This window comes from Belnapia moabensis DSM 16746 (assembly GCF_000745835.1).
Taxonomy (GTDB): Bacteria; Pseudomonadota; Alphaproteobacteria; order Acetobacterales; family Acetobacteraceae; genus Belnapia; species Belnapia moabensis.
The window spans coordinates 192,299-214,288 of record NZ_JQKB01000002.1 but is presented as its reverse complement, the minus strand read 5'-3'; the positions used below and the strand labels follow the sequence as shown (position 1 = coordinate 214,288).

Here is a 21,990-nt window from a genome sequence, read left to right as displayed (position 1 = left end):
TCCGATGCCCTATGCGCAGGCCGAAGGCGCGCGGATCTGGTACGAGGAGGCGGGCAGCGGCCTGCCCATCCTTTTCATCCACGAATTCGGTGCGGATCACCGGGAGTGGGAGGACCAGGTGCGGTTCTTCTCCCGCGAGTACCGCTGCATCACCTATGCGGCGCGGGGATATCCGCCCTCGGACGTGCCGGAGGACCCGAAGCTCTACGGGCAGGACTTCGCCGTCGGCGATGCGGTGGCGGTGCTGCGGCATCTCGGCGTCGCGCGCGCGCATATCGTCGGGCTGTCGATGGGCGGCTTCGCGGCGCTGCTTTTCGGCATCCGCCACCCGGAGATGGCGATGTCGCTGGTGCCGGCGGGAGCGGGCTCCGGCTCGCCGCGGGCGGAGCAGGCGGAGTTCCGGGCGCAATGCGCGGCGCGGGGCGACCGGCTCATCGCCGAGGGCTGGCCGGGGGGATGGCGGAGGAGACGGGGCATGCGCCGACCCGCATCCAGCTCAAGAAGAAGGACCCGCGCGGCTGGGCGGCCTATATGGCGCGGCTCGCCGAGCATTCGGGGCGCGGCACCGGGCTGACCATGAAGCACTACCAGGGCGAGCGGGATTCGATCTTCGACTGGGAACCGGAGCTCCGGCGGATGGAGGTGCCGACCCTGCTCGCCGTGGGCGACGAGGACTGGCCCTGCATCGAGACCAACATCTTCCTCAAGAAGGTGCTGCCGAATGCCGGGCTCTGGATGTGCCCGCGCACCGGCCACGCGATCAACCTCGAGGAGCCTGCCGCCTTCAACGTGGCGGTGGCGAGCTTTCTCTCGACGGTGGAGCGGGGGCGCTGGAGGCTGGGGTGAACACCGCCTTCAGCGGCAGGTGATCCGAGGCGCGGCGGGCGAGAGGCGTGTCATGCACCTCGACCGCCGTCACCAGGCCGGGCGGGTGCGCCATGATGCGGTCGAGCGAGCCCACCGGGTGGAAGGCGGGGAAGGTCGGCGCCCGCGGCGGCGTGCCGAAGAGGGGGGCGAGGACACCGAGGACGGAATGGCCAGGGTGCCATTCGTTGAGGTCGCCCATCAGCAGCGTCGGCATCGCCGGCCCGGCGGCGATCGCCTCCAGCAGGGCGCGGGCCTGGAGGCGGCGGCGCTCGGCGCCGAGGCTCAGATGGGTGGCGATCAGGCGGAAGGGTCCCCAGCCGGCCTCCAGCTCGGCCACCACCGCGCCGCGTGGTTCGAGCCCGCCGAGGCGGAGGGCGGCGGGCGCGCCGCGCAGCCGGACATGCGGGCGGGCGAGCACGACATTGCTGCGCCAGCCGGGATGGCCGGGGCGCTCGGCGATGGGCAGCGGGTGCAGGTCGAGGGCGCGGGCGAGGAGCGCGAGGTCGAGCATCGGCGCGCCGCGGCGGAGGTAGTTCTGCGCCTCCTGCAGGGCGATCAGGTCCGGGGCGATCTCGGCGATGACGGCCTGGATCTGTCGGCGGCTGTCGCGGAAGCCGGCGGCGTCGCGGCCGCGGTGGATGTTGTAGGTGGCGACGAGCATCGAGGCGCTATTCGGCCAGACGCGAATGGCGGGGGGAGAGGCCGATGCGGGAGATGGCGACGGCGAGGACGGCGCCGGTGGTGGTCAGCACCACGTCCGTCCAGGTATCGGTCCAGTCGCCGCTGAGCTTCGTTAGCGCCTCGAAGACCTCCCAGGCGGTGCCGAGGACGAGGCCGAACAGAAATGTCTCGCCGATCAGCCGCCGGGCCTTGCCATGCGGGCCGCGCCACTCGCGCAGGGCGACGAAGACGGCGCCGGCGAGGACGCCGTTCAGCAGGTGGACCACCTCGTCATAAGGGTTGGCGCCGTAGAACCAGTTGAGGCCGAAGCCGGGGCTGACGAGGAGCGTCGCCAGGACGGGGGTGGCGTCGAGGCTGCGGGGCAGGGCGCGGAGCGGGGCGGGCAGGACCTCCATGCGCTCGCGCGGTGGCAGGATGAGGCCTAGGCAGCCCACGAGCGCCGCCAGCGTGCCGAGGGCGGCGGAGCGGCGGTCGATCTGCCAGAACCAGGCGGCGGTGGCGGCCAGGGCGAGCAGGGAGGCCCAGGCGAACCAGGAGTGGCGGCGCCAATCCTCCCTCGTCAACAACGCCACGCCGCCTGCCTCCCGCTCCGCTCCCGCTTGCAACGGCGGAGGCGCGGGCACGGTTCAGCCGGCCTCGATTTCCTCGCGCAGGAGTTCGAGTTCCAGCCATTCCTCCTCGGCGGCGGCGAGGTCGGCTTCCTTGGCGACGAGGGCGGCGTTGAAGCGGTCGAAGCGGGCGCGGTCGCGGCTGTAGAGGTCGGGGGCGGCGAGCGCCGTGCGGATCGTGGCGATCTCGGCCTGCAGCGCCTCCATGCGGGCGGGGAGCGTCTCCAGCGCGTGCTGCTGCCTGAAGCTCAACTTGCGGCGCGATGCGGGGGGTGGGGCGGCGGGGCTCGCGGGGCGGGGCGGGGGCTTGGCGGCGGGGGCGGAGGGCTTCGCCTCCACGCCGCGGCCGCGCTGGGCGAGCATGTCGGAATAGCCGCCGGCATATTCCTGCCAGCGGCCGTCGCCCTCGGAGACGATGACGCTGGTGCAGACGCGGTCGAGGAAGTCGCGGTCGTGGCTGACGACCAGCACCGTGCCGCCATAGTCGGCCAGCAACTCCTCCAGCAGATCGAGGGTCTCGAGGTCGAGGTCGTTGGTCGGCTCGTCGAGGACCAGCAGGTTGGAGGGGCGGGCGAAGGCACGGGCGAGCATCAGCCGGCCGCGCTCGCCGCCCGAGAGCACGCCGACCGCGGTGCGCGCCTGGTCGGGGACGAAGAGGAAGTCCTTCATGTAGCCGACGACGTGGCGCGCCTGGCCGCCGACATGGACGATGTCGGACTTATCGCCGGTCAGAGCCTCGGCGAGGCTGATCCCCGGGTCGAGGCTGTCGCGGCGCTGGTCGAGCGTCACCATCTCGATCCCCGTCCCGAGGCGGATGGTGCCGGAGTCCGGGGCCAGGGCGCCGGTCATCAGGTTGAGCAGCGTGGTCTTGCCGGCGCCGTTTGGGCCGATGATTCCGATGCGGTCGCGGCGCAGTACGCGGGTCGAGAGGTCGCGCACCACGGGCGGGGCGTCGCCATAGGCTTTTGTCACACCGTCGAGCTGGATGACGAGGGTGCCGGAGCCGTCGGCCTCGCTGGCGGCCATGCGGACGGTGCCCGTTGCGCGCAGGGCCTCGCGCCGGCGCTGGCGGAGGTCGGCCAGCTCGCCGACGCGGCGCATGTTGCGCTTGCGCCGGGCGGTGACGCCGTAGCGCATCCAGTGCTCCTCGCGCACGATCTGGCGGTCGAGCTTGTGGCGGGCGGCTTCCTCCTCCTCCAGCACCTGGTCGCGCCAGGCTTCGAAGGCGCCGAAGCCCTGCTCCAGCCGGCGGGTGGTGCCGCGGTCGAGCCAAACCATGGCGCGGGAGAGGGCGGTGAGGAAGCGGCGGTCGTGGCTGATCAGCACGAGCGCACCGCGGAAGCTGCCGAGCTCCTTCTCCAGCCAGGCGATGACGGGCAGGTCGAGGTGGTTGGTCGGCTCGTCGAGCAGCAGGATGTCGGGCGAGGGGGCGAGCGCCCGGGCGAGGGCGCAGCGGCGGGCCTCGCCGCCGGAGAGGCGGGCGGGGGCTTCCTCGCCGGTGAGGCCGAGCTCGTTCAGCAGCCAGCGGGCGCGGTAGGGGTCGTCATTCGGGCCGAGGCCGGCCTCGACATAGGCCAGCGCCGAGGGCGCGTCGCCGAAATCGGGCTCCTGCGGCAGGCTGCGGAGGGTGGCGCCGGGCTGGAGGAAGCGGGTGCCGCGCTCCGGCTCCAGCGTGCCGGCGGCAATGCGGAGCAGCGTCGACTTGCCGGAGCCGTTGCGGCCGACGAGGGCCAGCCGCTCGCCCGGCTCGACCGAAAGGGTCGCGCCGGCAAGCAGGGGCGTGGTGCCCATCGCGTAGTGGATGTCCTGGAGCAGCAGAAGGGGCGGTGCCATGGCGGGGCTGTTGGCGCCTCGGCGGCTGCTGCGTCAAGCGTGGATCAGCGGCGGCGCTTGCCGGGCGGAGGCTCGGCCTCGATCACCGGCGGGCGGGGGGCGGCGGCCCAGAGGCGGCGGTAGATGTCGAGCGGCAGCAGGACGAAGGCCTCCGCGCCGTTGCGGGTCAGTACCACGGGGCCGCGCAGGGCCTGGTCGACGAGGCTCGGAAGCTGCTCCTCGACCGGGGTGAGGTCCATGCGGGGCAGGCCTTCGAGGCCGGGGGCCGGATCGCCCTCGAAGCTGGTCTCGATCGGCAGGTCGCGGTCATCCAGCCATCCGGCCATGTGTTGAAACGGTCCTGGTTACGAGAGATGACAAGATGCGCGGGCGGGCGCCCGGGCAGCCAGGGAATAATCCGGTTGCTGCGGTGGGGCCATGGCCTGCCGCTGCCGTGTCCAGAAAATGGGACCTTTTCCCCTATCACCGCCGGAGGTTGAATATTTCAGCTGTGGTTGCACCGTTGTTTTATCAATTATTCAGGAGACTGTTAAACTGCCCGCGAGCGGCGAGGGGAAGCGCTGTCGATGCGTCTGTTGCGGGTGGCCCTTGGGGCGGCGGCCGTACTGGTCATGGCCGAGGAAGCGCTCGCCCAGGGTGCGGCACCGCCGCGCCTGCCGCTCGAGCCCGCGCTGCGCAACCCGGTGGAGCTGAACGCGCCGGCCCCCGCGGTGCGGCTGGCGCCGAGCATCGAGGGTCCGCCGGTGCAGGCGCAGACCGGGCCTGGGGCCGCGGCGGAGGTGCCGATCGGCGCCGTCACCATCAGGGGCGCCGAGGCGCTGACGCCGGCCGAGCTGGCGCCGGCGATCGCGGGCCTCGCCGACAGCACCATCCCGCTGGCGCGGGTGGAGGAAGCGCGGCTGGCGATCCTACGCGCCTATCGGGATGCGGGCTATCCCTTCGCCACCATCAATGCCGGGCTCAGCCGGCGCGGTGAGGTGGCCGACCTGGAATTCGTCGTCACGGAGGGGTTCGTCGCCGAGGTGAAGTTGGAAGGCGATATCGGCCCGGCGGGGACGCAGGTGCTGCGCTTCCTCAACCGGCTGCTCGGCCAGCGGCCGGTGAGCAGCGCGGCGATCGAGCGGGCGCTGCTGCTGGCGCAGGACATTCCCGGCGTCACGGTGCGTGGCACGCTGCGGCCGCTGCCGACCGAGGCGGGGGCCTTGCAGCTCGTCGCCCAGGTCGAGCGCAAGTGGTACGGCGGCTACGTCAATCTCGACAACCGCGGCTACAGGCTGGTTGGGCCCTGGCAGGGGCTCGCGGTCGCCGGGCTCAACTCCTTCACCGAATTCGGTGAGCGGACGGAGTTTTCGCTGTTCGGCGCGCAGGAGAGCACGCAGTGGTTCGCCCAGGGCTCGGTCGAGGCCTTCGTCGGCGGCTCGGGGCTGCGCGTCAGGCTCTATGCGGGCACTGGGCAGACGCGGCCCTCGGGGAGCCTGCGGGCCATCGGCTATTACGGCGAGACGCAGGTGGGCGGCATCTCGGCCAGCTACCCGATCATCCGCAGCCGGCCGGCGAACCTCTTCGCCGTCAGCAGCTTCGATGTCTTCGACGGCGTGGTCGAGACCGGCACCAGCGGGCGCAACCGGGCGAGCCGGGATGCCATCCGCAGCTGGCGCGCCGGATTCGACGGGCAGCTGCTGGAGAACTGGATCCGCATCCTGCCGGCAGCGACCACCTTTGGCAGCGTCCGGGTGAGCCAGGGCATCACCGCGCTCGGGGCGACGCGGAACGGCTACCCGCTCTCGGGGCGGAGCGGGGCGGAGGATTTCGGCTTCACCAAGATCAGCGGCGAGGTGCAGCGCATCCAGCCCATCTGGTCGCCGGGCGAGGGGCAGATGTTCAATCTGCAAGGGCTCTTCGCCGGGCAGTGGAGCGGCGACATCCTGCCGCAGGCGGAGAAATTCTATCTCGGTGGCAACCGGCTGGGGCGCGGCTACTACTCCGGCCAGGTGACGGGCGACCGGGCCTGGGGGCTGGCGCTCGAGGCGCAATACGACCTCGCCTTCGACCTGCCGAACAGCGAGTTCGGGCCGGGGCGCGTCGCGGCGCAGTTCTACGCCTTCCGCGATATCGGCCGCACCGCCGAGAACCGGCCGAACGATGCGAACCGGCGCCTGTCCTCCTGGGGCGGCGGCGTGCGCATGGTGATCAACGACACGGTGCAGTTCGACCTCGAGGGTGTCTATCGCGTCGTCAGGCGGCCGGATGGCGCGGCGGCGGAGTCGCTGCGCGAGACGGCGGTGCTGTTCCGCACGCTGGTGAATTTCTGAGCCTCTGCTGCCCCGGCCGGCGGCCGGCTTTTGGGAGATTGGGCCGATGGCCGCTTCTGCATGGACCTGCCCCGTGATGCTGCGGGCCTGGCTGCTCGGGACGACGGCGCTGCTGCCGGCGGCGGTGGGCGCGCTGGCCCAGGGGATCGTGCCGGGCGTCGCGCCCAACGCGCTGCCGACGGGCGGGCAGGTGGTGGCGGGGCAGGCGGCGATCTCGCAATCCGGCACGGCGATGCAGGTGCGGCAGGGCAGCGACCGAGCGGCGATCAACTGGCAGGGCTTCAACATCGGTGCCAATGCCAGCGTGAACTTCCAGCAGCCTAACGCGACCTCCTGGACGCTCAACCGTGTGACGGGACCGGATCCTTCGGTCATCGCCGGGCGGATGACGGCGAATGGCGGCGTCGCCATCGTCAACCAGTCGGGCATGGTCTTCGCGCAGGGCGCGCAGGTGAATGTCGGCAGCCTGATCGCCAGCGCGGCCAATGTCACCAACGAGAATTTCATGGCTGGGCGGATGGTGTTCGACGGCGCGCCGAAGCCCGGCGCCAGGGTCGAGAACCATGGCAGCATCACCGTCGCCGACCGGGGGCTTGCCGCGCTGGTCGGGCCAAGGGTCGGCAATACGGGGACGATCCGGGCGCGGCTCGGGCGGGTGGCGCTGGCGGGGGCGGAGACCTACAGCCTCGACCTCGCGGGCGACGGGCTGCTCTCCATCGACGTGACGCAGGCGGTGCGGACGGCGCCCGGCGGGGCGACGGCGCTCGTCACCAACAGCGGCGTCATCGAGGCGCAGGGCGGCGCGGTGCTGATCACGGCACATGCGGCCTCGGGGCTGGTCGAGGACCTGGTGCGCAATACGGGCCGCATCAGCGCCGATGCGGCGGCGGGACGCAGCGGCGAGGTGGCGCTGCGGGCCGAGGGCGGCGGCGTGCGCGTCGATGGGCAGGTGACGGCGCGCGGCGGTGCCGGGGAGCGGGGCGGGCGGATCGAGCTGCGCGGCGGCAGCGCGACCACGGTCGGCGCCACGGCGCGGATCAGCGCCTCGGGCGGGGCGGGGGGCGGCACGGTGCTGGTCGGCACCACCGGCGTCGGGCGCAACCAGGCGATGAGCGCGCGTACCACGGTCGAGGCCGGCGCCCGCATCCGCGCCAATGCGCGCGACAGCGGCCATGGCGGCACCATCGCGGTCAACTCCACGACCGAGACCATGGCGCGGGGCAGCTATGCCGTCCGCGGCGGGGCGCAGGGCGGCAATGGCGGGCTGGTCGAGCTTTCCGGCCAGCGGGGGCTCGGCATCGCGGCGCAGGTGGATGCGGCGGCGCCGAAGGGCCAGCGCGGCGCGCTACTGATCGACCCGACCAGCATCCAGATCGTCGCCGATGACAATCCCGATGCACCGGCCACTCCCGGCGCGCCGCTCGGCAGCGTCACCGCCACCACCACTCCGGATGGCGTGCTGCTGGTCCGCGCCTCCGACCTCAGCACTGTCGCGGCGACGGTGACGCTGGAGGCGAGGCATGACATCACCATCGGCACGGCGGTGAATATCGGGGCGAATACGCTCAACCTCTTCGCCAATGACGCGATCGCCCAGGCTGCCGGCGCGACCATCACCGCCGGCATGCTCGTTATCCGGGGGGCGGACGGCGACGGCGCCGCGGGCTCGGCCGTGCTCGACGCGAGCAATGCCGTCGGCAGGCTGGATGCGAAGGTCACCGGCGTGCTGAGCTTCGACAATGGAGGCACGGAACTCGCCGTGCTGCGGGCCACCGGCGGGAGCGTCACGCTGAAGACGACGGCCGGGATCGCCGTGCAGGGCGATGTCGGCAGCGCGGGCGGGACGGTGGTTTTCAATGTCGATGGCGCCGTCAGCCAGAGCGCGGGCGTGGTGGCCGGCGCGACCCTCACCGTCGCAGGGCGGAACACCGCGGCGCCGCTGTCGATCGATCTGAAGGGGGCCAATGCGGTCGGCACCGTCGACCTGCAGTCCGGCGGCAGCATCGACTTCTCCAACGCTGCGGCGGGGCTGACGGTGAGCCGGGCGACGACGAGCGGGAATGGCGCGGCGGTGACGCTGGGCAGCGGAGGCGGCGGCCTCACCCTGGCCGGCGAGGTGGGCGGCGCGGGCTCCGGCGCGGTCGGTGTGACGGGAGCCGAGGTGACGCTCGCCGCCGCGGGCGACATCCTCCAGGCAGGCGGCACGATCAGCGGGCGGAGCGTCTCGGCGACCGGTGGGACTGTCCGCCTGGATTCCGTCGGCAACCGGATCGCCAGGTTGACCGCAACGGCGAGCGGCGGCGTGACGGTCGAGTCCGGGGTGGCGATGTCGGTGCTGGCCGGTGGCGTCACCGCGGGCACCGGCTCGTCCATCGCGCTCGTTGCGCCGGAGCTCTCCATTGACGGGCAACTCGGCTTCGCCGGGCCAAGCGCGGCCAACTCCGTCGCCCTGACGGCGGATGCGATCAGCGCGACGGCGGGGATCAATACGGGCGGCTCGGGCAACGTCAGCCTCGCTCCCCTGCTGGCCACCGATATCGACATCGGCGGCAGCACGCCGGGTGCGTTGCTGGTCAGCCAGGCATTGATCGACCGGATGACGGCGGCGACGCTCCGCATGCAGACCGGCACCGGCAGGATCGTCGTCAATGCCGATCTGGGTTTCGCCAATTCGCTGGACCTGCTGGCCGCCACGGATATCGCCCAGGCGGGCGGGACCACGATCAGCGCCGGACGCCTCGGCCTGCGCTCGACCGGCGGGGGAGCGATCTCGCAGGGGACGGGGGCGGCCATCGCCGCGGCGGAGCTGACCGTGCAGGCCGGCCCAGGCGGCAGCATCACCCTCGACGGCGCCAACTCCGTCGGCAGCTTCGGCACCCTCGGCGCGGACGTGCCGGGAACGCTGAGCTTCACCAATGCCGGCAGCGCCGACCTGACCGTCACGCGGGCATCCGCGAACACCGTCACGCTGAAGGCCGGCGGGGCCATGATCCTGGCGGGGGTCGTGGGGGCGACGGGGTCGTCCGTCACTTTGCAGGCGAACGGCGCCATCACCCAGCCCTCCGGCGCCATCACGGCCGCCAGCCTCACCATCCGCGGCTTCTCCGGCGGGGCCGCGCGGGCAGCGAGTGCGACGCTCGCGGGGAGCAACGGCATCGGCACGCTGGATGCCGCGGTGACGAACGGGCTGCTGCTCAACAACGGTCTCGATGCCCTGGCCGTGGCGAGGGCCCTCGGCAGCACGGTGACGCTGAGGACGGGGGGAGCGCTCGATCTGCAAGGCCTGGTCGGCGGGGCTGGCGCGACTGTAGTCCTCAATGCCAGCGGTGCCATCACCCAGAGCGGCGGCACGGTCACGGCGGATGCGCTCACGATCCACGATGCCAGCGGCATCGCCGGTACCGCCGCCGCGAGCGTGGCGCTCCACCAGCCGAACGCGGTCGGCGCGCTGGATGCTGCGGCGGCGGGCAGGCTCAGCGTGACCAATGGCAGTGCCGGCCTTGCGGTGACCCAGGCGGTGGCCGGCGGCGAAGTGACGCTGACGACCGGCGGTGCGCTGGCGCTGCAAGGGCCGGTGAGCGGGACGGCGGTGGCGCTGAACGCCGGTGGGGCGATCAGCCAGGCGGCGGGGGCTGTGACCGCCTCGACGCTGACCATTCGCGGTGCGGCGGGCGGGACGAGCCGGGCGGCGAGCGCATCGCTCGGGCAGGCGAATGCGGTCGGCACGCTCGATGCGCGGGTGGTGAACGGGCTGCTCTTCGGCAATGGCGCGAACAGCCTCGCGGTGGCGCAGGCGGTGGGCGGCGCGGTGACGCTGGTGACGGCCGGGGCGCTGGAATTGCAGGGCGCGGTTGGGCAGGCCGGGGCGGCCGTGGCCCTCAACGTCACCGGCGCCGTCACGCAGGCGGGCGGCGCCGTGATCGCGGATTCGCTGGTGGTGCGGGATGCGGCCGGAGTGGCGGCGGCCGAGAGCATCGCGCTCGACCAGACGAATTCGGTCGGCTCGCTGGATGCGAGGGCGGCCAACGCGCTGCGGTTCGACAACGGCCTGAACGACCTGACCGTGACGGAGGCGTCGGGCAGTGGCGTGAGGCTGGCGACGGGCGGAGCGCTCACGCTGCAAGGCATCGTCGGCCGGACGGGTGGCACGGTCGCGTTGCATGCCGATGGCCCCATCCTCGAAGCGGTGACCGGCCGGGTGGTGGCCGGTGCGCTGGCCATCCGCGGCAAAAACGGGAGCGGTGCGGCGGGCGCTGTGCTCCTCGACCAGGGCAACAGCATCACGACGCTCGACGTGCTGTCCTCCGGCAGTGTCGCGGTGCGGAGCGGGGAGGCGCCGCTGACGGTCAGCCAGGCGAGGCTGACGGGCAGCGGCGCCGTCGTGCAGCTCTCCAGCGACGGCACCATGACCTTGACCGGGGCGGTCGGCGGCACGGCGGCTTCGGTGTTTCTCCTCACCGCGCAGGGCGGCATTCTGCAGACGGGCGGCGCGGTGACGGCGGCGAGCCTCGCGGCGATGGCTGGTGCAGGGGCCATCTCGCTCGAGAGCGCCGGCAACCGGGTCGGCGGCGTGACGGCGAGCGCGGCCGGAAATGGCCATGGCGTCGCCATCCGCTCGGATGTGGTGATGAGCATCCTCGCCGGTGGGATCGAGGCCGGGAAGGGTTCGGCCATCGCGCTGACTGGGCCGGGGCTCGCCATCGACAACGGGCTCGGCTTCGCGGGAGCGGATGCGGCGAACCGCATCCTGCTGGCCACGGATGCGCTCACCGCGACGGCGGCCATCGACGCTGGCACCGCGGGGCAGGTGCGCATCGCCGCCATCACCGGCGGAATCGATATCGGCGGTGCGGCCGCGGATGCGCTGCTGCTGAGCACGGCGACGCTTGGCCGAGTGGCGGCGGATCGGCTGGTCCTGGTCGCCAATGGCGATCTGCGCCTCGGCACCGCTCTCGCGCTGACGCCGACGCTGGAGCTGATCCCGGCCGGCGGCATCACGCAGGATGCGGCGGCGGCGCTTTCCGTCGCCAGGCTGAGCGCGACGGCGAATGGCGGCGGCATCAGCCTGACCGGGGCGAATTCCATCGGCATCGTCACCGGCAGCTCCGCCGCCGCGGCGGTCGGGATGAGCGCCGCGGGCGATGTCGCCTTCACCAATGTGGGGCTGCTCGCTAACGAGGCGAGCATACTGGCCGGCATTGGAAGGACGATCACCCTAAGGGCGGACGACCTGGCGGTGGGGGCGGTGATCGGCGCCGGGTCGGGTAGCCTGGCGGCGCTGAACCTGCTGCCGCGCACGACGCGGGCGGTGACGCTCGGCGCGGCCGATGCCGGGGCCTTCGCGCTCGACGGCGCCGAGATCGAGCGGCTGCGGCCGGGGCCGGCGGGGACACTGCGCATCGGCTCCGATGGCGGCACGACGACGGCGACGACGATGGTGGTCGCGGGCGATGTGGCGCCGGGCAGTGCCGCGATACTCGACCTGCAGGCGCAGCGCGTGTCGCAGACCGGCGGCGTGGTGACGGCGGCGGCGGTGACCGGGCGGGCCGTCGATGACTTCGCGCTCGACCGGGTGGATGGCGGCGGCGCGGCGGTGAACCAGATCGATGCGGTCGGCGCCGCCGGCATCCGGGTCAGCGGCGGCAGCATCGCCCTGCTCAGCGCGCGCAGCCTGACCACGCGCGGCGATGTGGTGGCGGAGGGGGCCGCCGGTGCGGCGAGCGTGCGGCTGCGCGGCGCCGGCCTCGGCATCGGCGAGGTGGCGAGTCCGGTGCTGGTGCAGGCGGGCAATGGGGATTTGGTGCTGGAGGGCGGCGTGCCGGGCGTCTCCGTGCAGGCCGGGTCGGTGGTGCGGGCGGGGGATACCAGCGGGCTGCATGGCGACATCCTCGTCAGCGGCGGCTCCGTGGCGCTTGCCGGTAGCCTCGATACGCTGAGCTTGGCGGGCGGACGCGATATCTCTGTTGCCTCGACCGGCTCGATGGTGGTGCAGGGCCAGGCCATCGCGGCGCGGCGCGACCTCATCCTCGATGCCGGCGGCAGCTACCAGGTGGGGAGCGCGCCCTCTGCCGGGCGGGATGCGCTGCTGTCGGCCGGCAGCATCGTCGGGATCGATGCGTCGGGCGGCGTGGTGGCAGGGCGGGACGCCATCCTCGTCGGCAGCGGCAGCAGTGTGCTGGCCGGCAACCTGACGGCCGGGCGCAGCGCCAGGGTGACGTCGGGCAGCGGCAACATCAACGTCGGTGCCGGCGTCACGGTCGCAGCCGGGGCGGATACGGCGGCGGATGCCTCGGCCGAGCTGCGGCTGGTGGGCGCGCTGACGATCGGCAATGCCGGCAGCCTCGTCAGCAACGGGCGGCCGGTATTCGTCACCTCGACCGGGTCGCTGATCAACAATTCCGGCATGATCGACAGCCGCGGCAGCGGCACGCAGGGTGCGATTACGCTGGCGGCGGCGACGCAGATTTTCAACGGTGCGAGCGGCGTCATCCGGGGCGGTGTGGTGACGCTCGGTGCGCAGTCGCTGGTGGCGCAGTCGGGGGTGATCGACGGAACGGATGTGGCGGTGACGGTCGGCTCGGTGGGGGCGACGGGCGTCACCGGTTTCACGGCCGCCAGCGGCAGCAGCATCACCGCCAGCGGCATGCTGACGGTGGCAGCGCTGGCGGGCGGCATCGCGGCGACGGGGGCGACGCTGCAGGCGGATGGCGCCATGGTGGTGCGGGCGGACGCGGGCGGGATCGCGCTCACCGGCGGCACGGTCAGCGGCGCGGGGACGGTGCTGCTGCAGGCCGGCGGCGATATCGGCCAGGTTGGTGTGCTGGTCTCGGCCGGGACCGCGCTGCAGCTGAAAGCGGCCGGCGCCATCATGCAGGGTGCGGGGGCGCGGATCGTCGCGCCGGTGCTGAGCGGCACGGCGGGCGGCAGCGTCACCCTGCTGAATGGCATTGCCCTGCCGGGTGCGCTGGCGGCGCGGGCTCTGGGCAACGATATCGGACGGATCGATGGCTTCGCGGCGGGTGGCGACTTCGTCCTGGCGAGCACGGTGACGCTGCTGCGGATCAGCCAGCCGGTCAGCGCCGGGGCGGGGCGGGAGCTTCGCCTCTTCGCCGATGATTTCGCCTTAGGTGTGGAACTGGCGGCGCCCGGGGGGACGGTGAGCCTGTCGCCCTATCGGCGCGATGGCGGCGTGGCGCTGGTCCTTGGCGGGGTGGGTGGGGCGAGTGCGGAGAATGCCGTGACGCTCGACAGCATGGAGCTCGGCCTGCTGCCCGTGGGCGCGACGGCGCGGCTGCGGCTCGGGCGCGTGGATACGCCGGATGGGGGGAGCGATTTCGGCGGCGTGGCGATTGCCGGGCCGGTGGATCTCGCTGACAGGGTCGGGCAGCTCGAGCTCCATGCGCGGGGCGCCATACTGCAACAGGCGGGGACGCGGCTGGTGGTGCCGGTCCTGGCGGCGACGGCGGGGGGCGACATCCTGCTCGACCCGGGCGATGGTGCGAACCGGATCGGGCAGCTGGCCGGCATCGTCAGCGAGGGCGGGGATTTCAGGCTGCGCGCCGGGCTTGCCGGTGCGGCGGTGGTCCTCCGCGGCGGCAGCGCGGTTGCGGGCGATGCGGGGGCGGGGCCGGACGCCATCCTGGTCGGCCGGTCGGTGCCGGGGGGTGGGAAGACGGTCACGCTGCAGGTGGACGATCTCGACATCCAGGGGGCGGTGCGGGCGCCGGGCGGGACCATCGAGATTGCGCCCCATACGGCAGGGCGGCCGGTCGCGCTCGGCGGCGCGACGCTGGGCGGGGCGAGTACGCTGCGCCTCACGGCCGATGAGTTGGCGCAGCTCGGCGGCGGCGCGGGCCCGAGCGGGCCGGCGGCGCAGGTGCTGCGGATCGGGCGCCTAGCGGGGCAGCCGGCGGCGGGCACGGCGCTGATCAGCGTCCTGGGCGACCTCACCTTGCAGGGGGCAACGGCGCAGGTGCAGGCGCTTGAGCTCTTTTCCGCCGGGGCGATCCAGGGCAGCGGCGGCGCCATCACCGTGCCGGCGCTGCGGGCGGCGGCGGTGGGCGATGTCAGGCTCGACAATGCGGGTAACCGCTTCCTGGTGAATGCGGTGAGCGGCGCCGATGTCGCCATCGCCCAGGCCGGCGACCTGCGGCTGGCGAATGCGGTGGCCTCGATCGGCGGTGCCGATGCGCCGGGGGGCGTCACGGCGACGGGGACGCTCTCGCTGACCGCCGGCGGCACCATCGGCCAGGATAGCGGAGCGCTGATCCAGGCCGGGACGCTGCGGCTGCAGGCGGGCGGACCGGTGACGCTCGGCGAGCGGAACAGCTTCGATACCCTTGCCGCGGCGACGATCGGCGGGACGGGCGCCAGCCTGGTCCGCGGCTTCGGATACAGCGTCGCCGGGCCGGTGACGACGACGGGGTCGCTCAAACTGGTCGCCACGGATTTCGGCAATCTGGCGGTGACGGGCAGCATCCATGCGGATGGCGACCTGTCGCTGGCGACGGAGGCGGGGCAGGCGACCGTGCCCGGCGTGCCGCCCTATGGGCAGATCGCGGTGAGCGGCAGCCTCAGCGCCGGCGGGGCCCTCGGCCTGGCGACGGATATGGGGCGTATCGTGCTGACCGGTGCGACGCTGCAATCGGGCGGGGCGATGACGCTGGCGACCGGGGCGCTCAACCAGGTGGGGCTGGCAGGCATCCAGATCGGTGGCTCGAGCCTCACGGCGGGCGGGGCGCTCGGTGTCACGGCGGGGCTGTTCGCCGCTGCGGGGCAGGACAGTCCGGTCGCCATCACCGGCAGCACGATTGGTGCCGGCGGCGGCTTGAGCCTGGTCTCGGGCGCGGGGCTTGCCGTCGGCGACAGCGGCCTGACCGCGGGCGGCAGCCAGGTCTGGCAGGCAGGTGCCGGCGCGATGGCGGTGAGCAATGCGACGGCGATGGCCGGGACGGGATTCACCCTCAGGGCCGACCAGGATATCGGCATCACCGGCTCCGGCCTCGCCGCGACGACGGGGGCGATGACGGTGACGGCAGGCCTCGTCAACGCGGGGGCGGTGAGCATCGTTGGCTCCGGCCTGACTGCGGGCACGGGGCTCGGCATCACCGCGGCCAGGGGTTTTGCGGCGACCGGCACCGGCCTCGCCGCGCAGGACGGCGCGCTCGGCATCGTGGCGAATGGCGGCGGCATCGCGCTCGACAGCACCGATGTCACGGCGAGCGGGGCGCTGACGCTCACGGCCACGGGCATGGTGGGGCAGCGGCGCGGCAGTCTGGTCGGCGGCAGCGTCGCGGTGCAGGCGGGTCAGGGGATCAGTGCCACGGCGGATGGCGGAGCCTCGCCGCTGCTGAGGGCCACGATGGGTAATCTGACGCTGGGGACGACGAGCGGGGATATCGGCCTGACCGACGCGACGCTCACCGCCGCCACGAATCTCGGGCTGACGGCGACGGCGGGCGGGGTCGGCATCACTGGCTCGGCGCTGACGGCGACGGGTGGGGCGCTCGGGGCGCAGGCCACCGGGGCGATGGCCATCGGTGGATCGGGTCTGGTTGCAGGTCAGGGCGTGGCGCTGGCAGCGGCGCTCGATATCGGCGTCACCGGCAGCACGCTGACGGCACAGGGTGGCGCGCTTGCGGTGGGGTCGGCGACGCGGGGCATCGTCCTCGACACCAGCGATGCCTCGGCGAGCGGGGCGCTGACGCTCACCGCCGCTGGCGCCGTCGGGCACCGGCGCGGCAGCCTGCTCGGCGGCAGCGTCGCGGTGCAGGCGGGGCAGGGGATCAATGTCACGTCGGATGGCGGGGCCTCGCCGCTGCTGCGGTCGACGGCGGGGGCGCTCACCCTGATGACGTCCGGGGATATCGGCCTGGCCGGTGCGACGCTCACCGCCGCTACGGATCTCGTGCTGGCTGCGACGGCGGGTGGGATCGGCATCGGCGGGTCGAGCCTGGTCGCCGGCCTCGGCGGGAGCGTCTCCGCCGGGGGCAGCATCGGCCTCGCCGGCTCGACGCTGGCCGCGCAAGGTGGGGGCCTCGGCCTCACCGCGGCCCTGGGCGATCTCGGCTTCGACACGAGCGGCGTCTCGGCGCGCGGCGCACTGACGCTGAGCGCGACGAGGGGACGGATCGGCCAGCGGGGGGGCAGCCTGGCTGGAGCGACGCTCACGGCGCAGGCCGGGCTCGGCATCACGGTGGCGGATGACGGTGGCGCGGCGCCGAGCCTCGGCACGACGGCGGGGGCGCTGTCGCTGGCGAGCCTGACGGGCGATGTCCGCATCACCGGGGCGGCGCTGGATGCGGCGACCGATCTCGGACTGGCCGCATCGGGCGGTCCTGTTTTCCTTGCCCGCGCGACGGCCAGGGCGGGCGGTGCGCTCGACCTGGCGGCGACGGCGGGCTTCGGCCTGAGCGATGCGGCGGTGCAGGCGGGCGGTATGCTCACGGCGAGGGCGACCAATGGCGATGCCGTGGTGCTGCGGTCGAGCCTGACCGCGGGGCTGGGTCAGGCTCTGACGGCGGAGCGCATGGTCCAGGCGACGAATGCGACGCTCATCGCGCAGGGCGGCGACTTGGCCGTCACTGCGCGGACCGGGAGCCTTGGCCTCGCTGCCGTCACCGGCAGTGCCTCGGGAGCGGTGACGCTGGCCTCGGGCGGCGCGATGGACATCGCCGGCTCGAACATTCTCGCCGGGCTGGGCCAGGGCATCACAGCCCAGGGCGGCCTCACGGTGACGGGCACGAGCCTTGCCGCCCAGGGCGGCAGCCTCGCCCTTGCCGCGATTGCGGGCGATATCGGCCTCGACGGCAGCACGCTCTCGGCGGGCGGGGCGCTCGGCCTGACGGCGGGGGGCGGCATCAGCCAGCGCCGCGGCAGCCTGAGCGGGGCGAGCCTCACCGGTCTCGCCGGGAACGGCATCGCGGTGACCGCGGACGGCGGGGCGGGGCCGCAGCTGATCGCAACGACGGGGGCGCTCGGGCTGACGGCGGGTGCGGGCGACATCGCCCTCACCGGAGCGGTGCTGGCGGCGGCGGGGGATCTCGGCCTTGTCGCCAGGACAGGGGCGCTCGCCGTCACCGGCGGCAGCCTGACGGCGCAGGGTGGGACGCTCGCCGGCAGCGCGAGGGGCGGCATTGCGCTCTCCTCGACCATGCTGCAGGCGGCGGGGGCGCTCGGCCTCACCGCCGACGGCGGCTTGCAGGCGAGCGCGACGACGGTGACGGCAGGCGGGGCGATGAGCCTTGCGGCGGGCGGGACCTTGAACCTTTCCGGCTCGGGCCTCACCGCACGCGGGGGCGACATCGGCGTGGCAGTCGGTGGCGATGCCGGCCTCGCCAGCTCGACTCTCTTGGCGTCGGACGGGGTGAGCCTCGCCGGGGGCGGGGGCTTCACCGCCTCGGCCGCGCAGGTCACGGCGGGGGCCGGGATGGCGCTCTCGACGCGGCTGGCGGCGAGCCTCATCGACAGCAGCCTCGCCGCAGGGGGCAGCCTGTCGCTGGTCTCCGGCGCGGGTGGGGTGACGGTGACACGGGGCGGCATCACCGGGGGGGGCGATGCCACGCTGCGCGGTGCGGGCGAGGTGCTCGTCACCGATGCGGGCAGCGGCAGCCGGCCGGTGCTGCGCAGCACGGGCGGGATGCTGACGCTCCGCTCGGACAATGCCGGGGTGACGCTGCGCAATGTCGTGGGCAGCGGAGCGGCCGGGCTCGGCCTCGCGGCCGGGGGCGGGATCTCGCTGACCGACACGGCGCTGACTACGCCGGGGCGGCTGGCGGCGGCCGGCAGCGGCAGCCTCGCCGTGCTGCGGAGCGGCCTGGCCTCGACCGCGGGCGATATCGACATGACGGCGGGCGGGGCGGCGACCATCGGCGCCAGCACGCTGCGCGCCAGCCGGCAGCTCCGCGTGGTGGCCGGCGGCGGGATGACGCTCAGCGGCCTTACCCTCGATGCCGATACCGGGGATTTCGAGGCGGGGCGCCCGAACCCGGCCGCCTATGGCAGCACCAACGGCAGCGAGATGACGACGGATGGCGTCACCGGCAGCATCGGCACGGCGCTGCTCTTCGCCGCGCCGGGCGGCATCACCAACCTCGGCCCGACGCTGGTGACGCCGCGCGGCACGCCGCTGCCGGCGGTGCTGTTCGACACGAGGCTGGCGCCGGGCGCCAACCCGCTCACCATCGTCCGGCCGGATATCGCCGGCACGCCGGACAACCAGCAGCCGACCCAGGTGCGCAGCGCGCCGGGCTCGCAGGGGCCGGGCGCCTTCGGCCTGCCGGACCAGGCGACGGCGGCGGGAGCGGTGGCGCTCAACCTCAATGCCGGACAATCGGCCGTCTTCCTGCTGGTCGATGGCGGTGCCGTCTCCGGCACCGTCGCGGCGGGCCGGCTGGCGGTGCATGGCACGGGGGGCGGGGCGACGCTGTCCGGCACGCTGGGAGGCTCCACCGGGGCGGAGGCGGCGCGCTTCGCCGACATCACCCGGCCGATCGACGCGAATTCGCTGCAGAGGTACCGCTTCAACAGCTGCGTCATCGGCTCGATCAACTGCGTGGTGCCGCCCTCCATCCAGATCATCCCGCCGCGGCCGACGGACCAGGCGCGCTTCACCATCGAGAACAACCGCATCAACCTTTCCGACGTCCTGATCCCCAATGTCGGCGAGGAGGACGAGGAATGAGCCGGAGCCGCGCCATGCACCGCCTTCCGCTGCTGCTGCTGCTGGCACTCCTCGGCTGCGCCCGGCCGCCGGAAAGCGCCTATGTCACGGCGACGCCCGGCACCGGCCCGGCCGATCCCGCCGGCAAGGATGCGCGGGGCGAGGATTGCGCGGCCCAGCGCGGCGCGGCGCTGCCGGCCGACCTGCCGGTGGCCCGCAGCCGCGAGGTCTATTGCGGCGGCTGGACGCAGCCGGCGGCGCGCGTGGTGGAGCTGCGCGGCACGGCGGATGCGGCGCGGCTCGATGCGCTGGCAGCGGGTGGGCTGTGGCGCACTTGGCTCGACCAGCGCGTCACCTGCGCGGCGCCGCAGGCGACGACGCTGGCGGGCGGCGTACCGGCGCGGCTGATCGCCTGCACTCGCAAGAACGGCGGCTGGCCGCATGTCGCGCTGGTCGCCGCCGGGCCGGATGGGCCGGTGCTGGCCGATGGCGTGGCGACGGCGACGCCGGTGATGGAAGCGTTGGCGACCGGCCGCGTCTCGGCCGGCGCTGCCGGCCAGGCGCGGTCCGCCGCGCTCGAGATCGCGGTGCGGCGGCTCTCGGCGGAGGCCTTCAGCGCCAATGATGTCGGCCGCTACGAGGAGCTGATGAATCTTGGGCGGGAGCTGAACCAGGCGGAGAATTTCGCCGCCGCCGAGGATGCCTATCGCGCGGCGCTCGCCTTGCAGCAGCGTGTGCTCGGGCGCGACAGCCCGGACACGGTGACGGCGCTGGTGCATCTGGCGCTCAACCTGTCGAACCAGGGGCGCGGGCAGGAGGCGGCGGCGCTCTTCGCCCGGGCCGAGCCGCTGGCCGCGCGCGCGGGCGACCCGGCGGCGCGGGCACGGCTCGCGCATTACCAGGCGCTGTCGCTGTTCCAGGATGGGCAGGATGCGGCCGGCCTCGCCCGGCTGCGCGAGGCGGAGGCGCTCTATGCTGCGCTGGTGCCGCCGAGCCTGTTGCGGGGCGGCGAGGGCAGCGGGCTGGTGAGCGACCCGGCGGCGGTCTCCGCCATGCTCGGCCTCTCCGAGGTGCGGCGCAACCTGGCCCGCGCCGTCGCCCGCGGCGAGGAGAAGGCCGAGGCGCCGTTGCTGATCGCCGAGAGCCGGCGGCTGCTGCGGCAGACCGGGCTCGAGAACGGGCTGCTGGTGGCGCGTTCGCTGCGGACGGAGGCGGGCACCTCGATCTCGCTCGGGCGAGGCGATGCGGCGACGCGGCAGCTGGAGGCGGCGGCGCGGCGCTTCTCCATCGCCGCACCAGGTGAGCGGCCGGAGGCGGTGACGCTCTTCCTCAACGGCGCGCGGCGGGCCTCGGCCGGGCGGCGGGGGGAGGCGCTGACCGCCTTCCGCACCGGCGCCGCCATCCTGCGCGCGCGGCAGATCGCACTGCCGGTCAACCTCGTCCTGCCCTATCTCGACGCGCTCGACGCAGAGGCCATGGCGCATCCGGCGGAGGCCCCGGCGCTGCGCAAGGAGGCCTTCGCCGCGGCGCAGCTCGCCCAGCGCAGCAACACGGTGCGCTTCGTGCAGCAGGCAAGCGCGCGGATCGGCGCCGCGGCGGGCGATGCGCGCGTCGCCGAGGCCGTGCGCAAGCTGCAGGATGCCGACCAGGCGCTGCGGGCGCTCTTCGCCGAGCGCGATACCGGCACTGCCGGGCTCGATGCGCGCATCGCGGCAGCACAGCAGGCGCGGGCCGAGGCGGAAAGCACGGTCGCCGCCGCCGCACCCGGCTACCGGCAGCTGCTGCTGAGTTCGGTCGATGCGGATGCCGTCGCGGCGGCGCTCGGCCCGCGGGAGGCGCTGGTCACCATGCTGCTCGGCCGCGGCCATAGCTGGGTGCTGATGGTGCGGGGCGGCGAGGTGCGGATGGCGCGCTCCTCCCTCACCGAGGCGGAGGCGGGGCGGCTGGTCAATGCGCTGCGGGCCGGGACGGTCGATGCGGGCGGACGGCCGGGGCGGTTCGACCCGGCGCCGGCCCAGGCGCTCCATGCCGCGCTGCTGGCGCCGCTGGCCGGGGCGCTGGAAGGGGCGGAGACGCTGGTCGTCGTGCCCGACGGGCCGCTGCTCGGCATCCCCTTCGGCATGCTGCTGACCGGCCCGGCCGATCCGGCGGCACTCGGCGCGGCGCCCTGGCTGGTCCGCCGGCATGCCATCGTGCATGTGCCCTCGCCGCAGACGCTGGTGACGCTGCGTGGCGCCGGGCTCGGCTCCGCGGCGCCGATGCCCTATGCGGGCTTCGGCGATTTCGTGCCGCCGACGCCGGCGCAGCTCATCCGCAGCTTCCCCGTCGACCGCTGCGCCGCCGATGCGCGGCTGGCGGCCGGGCTGGTGCGGCTGCCAGGGACGCGGGTGGAGGTGGAGGAAGCCGAAAGGCTCACCGGAGCGAGGGCGCAGGATATCCGGCTGGACGCGGCATTCACCGCGGAGGCGCTGCGCGCGGCCGATCTTGGGCAGCGGCGGATCATCCACCTCGCCACTCATGCGCTGCTGCCGGGCGAGCTTTCCTGCTTGCAGGAACCCTCGATCGTGGTCTCGGCCAAGGCGGGGGCGGCGGATGCGGATTCGGCCTTCGTCAAGGCGAGCGACCTGCTCGGGCTGAAGCTCGACGCAGACCTCGTCATCCTCTCGGCCTGCAATACCGGCGGGCCGGGCGGGGCGGGGGGCGGCGAGGCGCTGTCGGGCTTGGCGCGGGCCTTCTTCTATGCCGGGGCGCGCGGGCTGATGGTGACGCATTGGGCGGTGGACGATGCCGCGGCGGCGCTGACCGTCGCCGATTCGCTCCGTCGCCAGCAGGCGGGGGCCTCCTCGGCGGCGGCGTTGCGCGGCGCGCAGCTCCTGTTGCTCGACGAGGCGGGCAAGCGGCTGCCGGAGGCCTTCGGCCATCCCTTCTACTGGGCGCCCTTCGCGCTGATCGGCGACGGGCGGCGTGCCGCGCCGGTGCAATCGGCGGCAGCGCAATCCGCGCCCAGGCTGTAAGATGACGCTCCGCC

At 73.8% G+C, this 21,990-nt stretch carries 9 protein-coding genes; 5 read left to right on the top strand and 4 right to left on the bottom strand.

Annotation, left to right across the window (positions count from 1 at the left end):
- The first annotated feature begins 4 nt into the window (after positions 1-4).
- Together EP26_RS01945 and EP26_RS37245 are read left to right on the top strand one after the other, a co-directional pair.
- Positions 5-574: an alpha/beta fold hydrolase gene (locus EP26_RS01945; RefSeq protein WP_245624265.1), complete on the top strand. Its 570-nt coding sequence runs from the start codon at positions 5-7 to the stop codon at positions 572-574.
- Positions 532-846 (top strand): alpha/beta fold hydrolase, encoded by a 315-nt coding sequence (locus EP26_RS37245; protein ID WP_245624264.1) that lies wholly within the window; start codon positions 532-534, stop codon positions 844-846. The genes EP26_RS01945 and EP26_RS37245 overlap by 43 nt, the downstream gene beginning before the upstream one ends.
- Here EP26_RS37245 and EP26_RS01940 read toward each other — a convergent pair.
- From EP26_RS01940 to EP26_RS01925, 4 genes are read right to left on the bottom strand one after another with little or no spacing between them, the layout of a single operon-like run.
- Positions 785-1,528 (bottom strand): endonuclease/exonuclease/phosphatase family protein, encoded by a 744-nt coding sequence (locus EP26_RS01940; RefSeq protein ID WP_052388690.1) that lies wholly within the window; start codon positions 1,526-1,528, stop codon positions 785-787. The two genes, EP26_RS37245 and EP26_RS01940, sit on opposite strands and share 62 nt — an antisense overlap.
- A gap of 7 nt (positions 1,529-1,535) precedes the next feature.
- Positions 1,536-2,120 (bottom strand): hypothetical protein, encoded by a 585-nt coding sequence (locus tag EP26_RS01935; RefSeq protein WP_157033376.1) that lies wholly within the window; start codon positions 2,118-2,120, stop codon positions 1,536-1,538.
- 54 nt (positions 2,121-2,174) lie between these two features.
- On the bottom strand, positions 2,175-3,989 hold the full coding sequence (locus EP26_RS01930; protein WP_043335066.1) for an ABC-F family ATP-binding cassette domain-containing protein: 1,815 nt from the start codon (positions 3,987-3,989) through the stop codon (positions 2,175-2,177).
- A gap of 44 nt (positions 3,990-4,033) precedes the next feature.
- Positions 4,034-4,315: a type II toxin-antitoxin system Phd/YefM family antitoxin gene (locus EP26_RS01925; protein ID WP_043335064.1), complete on the bottom strand. Its 282-nt coding sequence runs from the start codon at positions 4,313-4,315 to the stop codon at positions 4,034-4,036.
- Positions 4,316-4,555: 240 nt separating this feature from the next.
- On the opposite strand from EP26_RS01925, the gene EP26_RS01920 reads away from it, so the two are divergent.
- Genes EP26_RS01920 through EP26_RS01910 form a run of 3 tightly spaced genes read left to right on the top strand, consistent with a single transcriptional unit; the run spans position 4,556 to position 21,976 of the window.
- Positions 4,556-6,301: a ShlB/FhaC/HecB family hemolysin secretion/activation protein gene (locus EP26_RS01920; RefSeq protein ID WP_052388689.1), complete on the top strand. Its 1,746-nt coding sequence runs from the start codon at positions 4,556-4,558 to the stop codon at positions 6,299-6,301.
- A gap of 46 nt (positions 6,302-6,347) precedes the next feature.
- Entirely contained in the window at positions 6,348-18,983 is a 12,636-nt protein-coding gene (locus EP26_RS01915; RefSeq protein ID WP_043335062.1) for a two-partner secretion domain-containing protein, read from the top strand.
- On the top strand, positions 18,980-21,976 hold the full coding sequence (locus EP26_RS01910; RefSeq protein ID WP_043335061.1) for a CHAT domain-containing tetratricopeptide repeat protein: 2,997 nt from the start codon (positions 18,980-18,982) through the stop codon (positions 21,974-21,976). The genes EP26_RS01915 and EP26_RS01910 overlap by 4 nt, the downstream gene beginning before the upstream one ends.
- Positions 21,977-21,990 lie beyond the last annotated feature (14 nt).

What these genes read in the sequence shown, in the direction of transcription:
- EP26_RS01945 (WP_245624265.1), top strand. Translation starts at nt 5, where the DNA reads ATGCCCTATGCGCAGGCCGAAGGCGCGCGGATCTGGTACGAGGAGGCG.
- EP26_RS37245 (WP_245624264.1), top strand. Translation starts at nt 532, where the DNA reads ATGGCGCGGCTCGCCGAGCATTCGGGGCGCGGCACCGGGCTGACCATG.
- EP26_RS01940 (WP_052388690.1), bottom strand. Translation starts at nt 1,528, where the DNA reads ATGCTCGTCGCCACCTACAACATCCACCGCGGCCGCGACGCCGCCGGC.
- EP26_RS01930 (WP_043335066.1), bottom strand. Translation starts at nt 3,989, where the DNA reads ATGGCACCGCCCCTTCTGCTGCTCCAGGACATCCACTACGCGATGGGC.
- EP26_RS01925 (WP_043335064.1), bottom strand. Translation starts at nt 4,315, where the DNA reads ATGGCCGGATGGCTGGATGACCGCGACCTGCCGATCGAGACCAGCTTC.
- EP26_RS01920 (WP_052388689.1), top strand. Translation starts at nt 4,556, where the DNA reads ATGCGTCTGTTGCGGGTGGCCCTTGGGGCGGCGGCCGTACTGGTCATG.
- EP26_RS01915 (WP_043335062.1), top strand. Translation starts at nt 6,348, where the DNA reads ATGGCCGCTTCTGCATGGACCTGCCCCGTGATGCTGCGGGCCTGGCTG.
- EP26_RS01910 (WP_043335061.1), top strand. Translation starts at nt 18,980, where the DNA reads ATGAGCCGGAGCCGCGCCATGCACCGCCTTCCGCTGCTGCTGCTGCTG.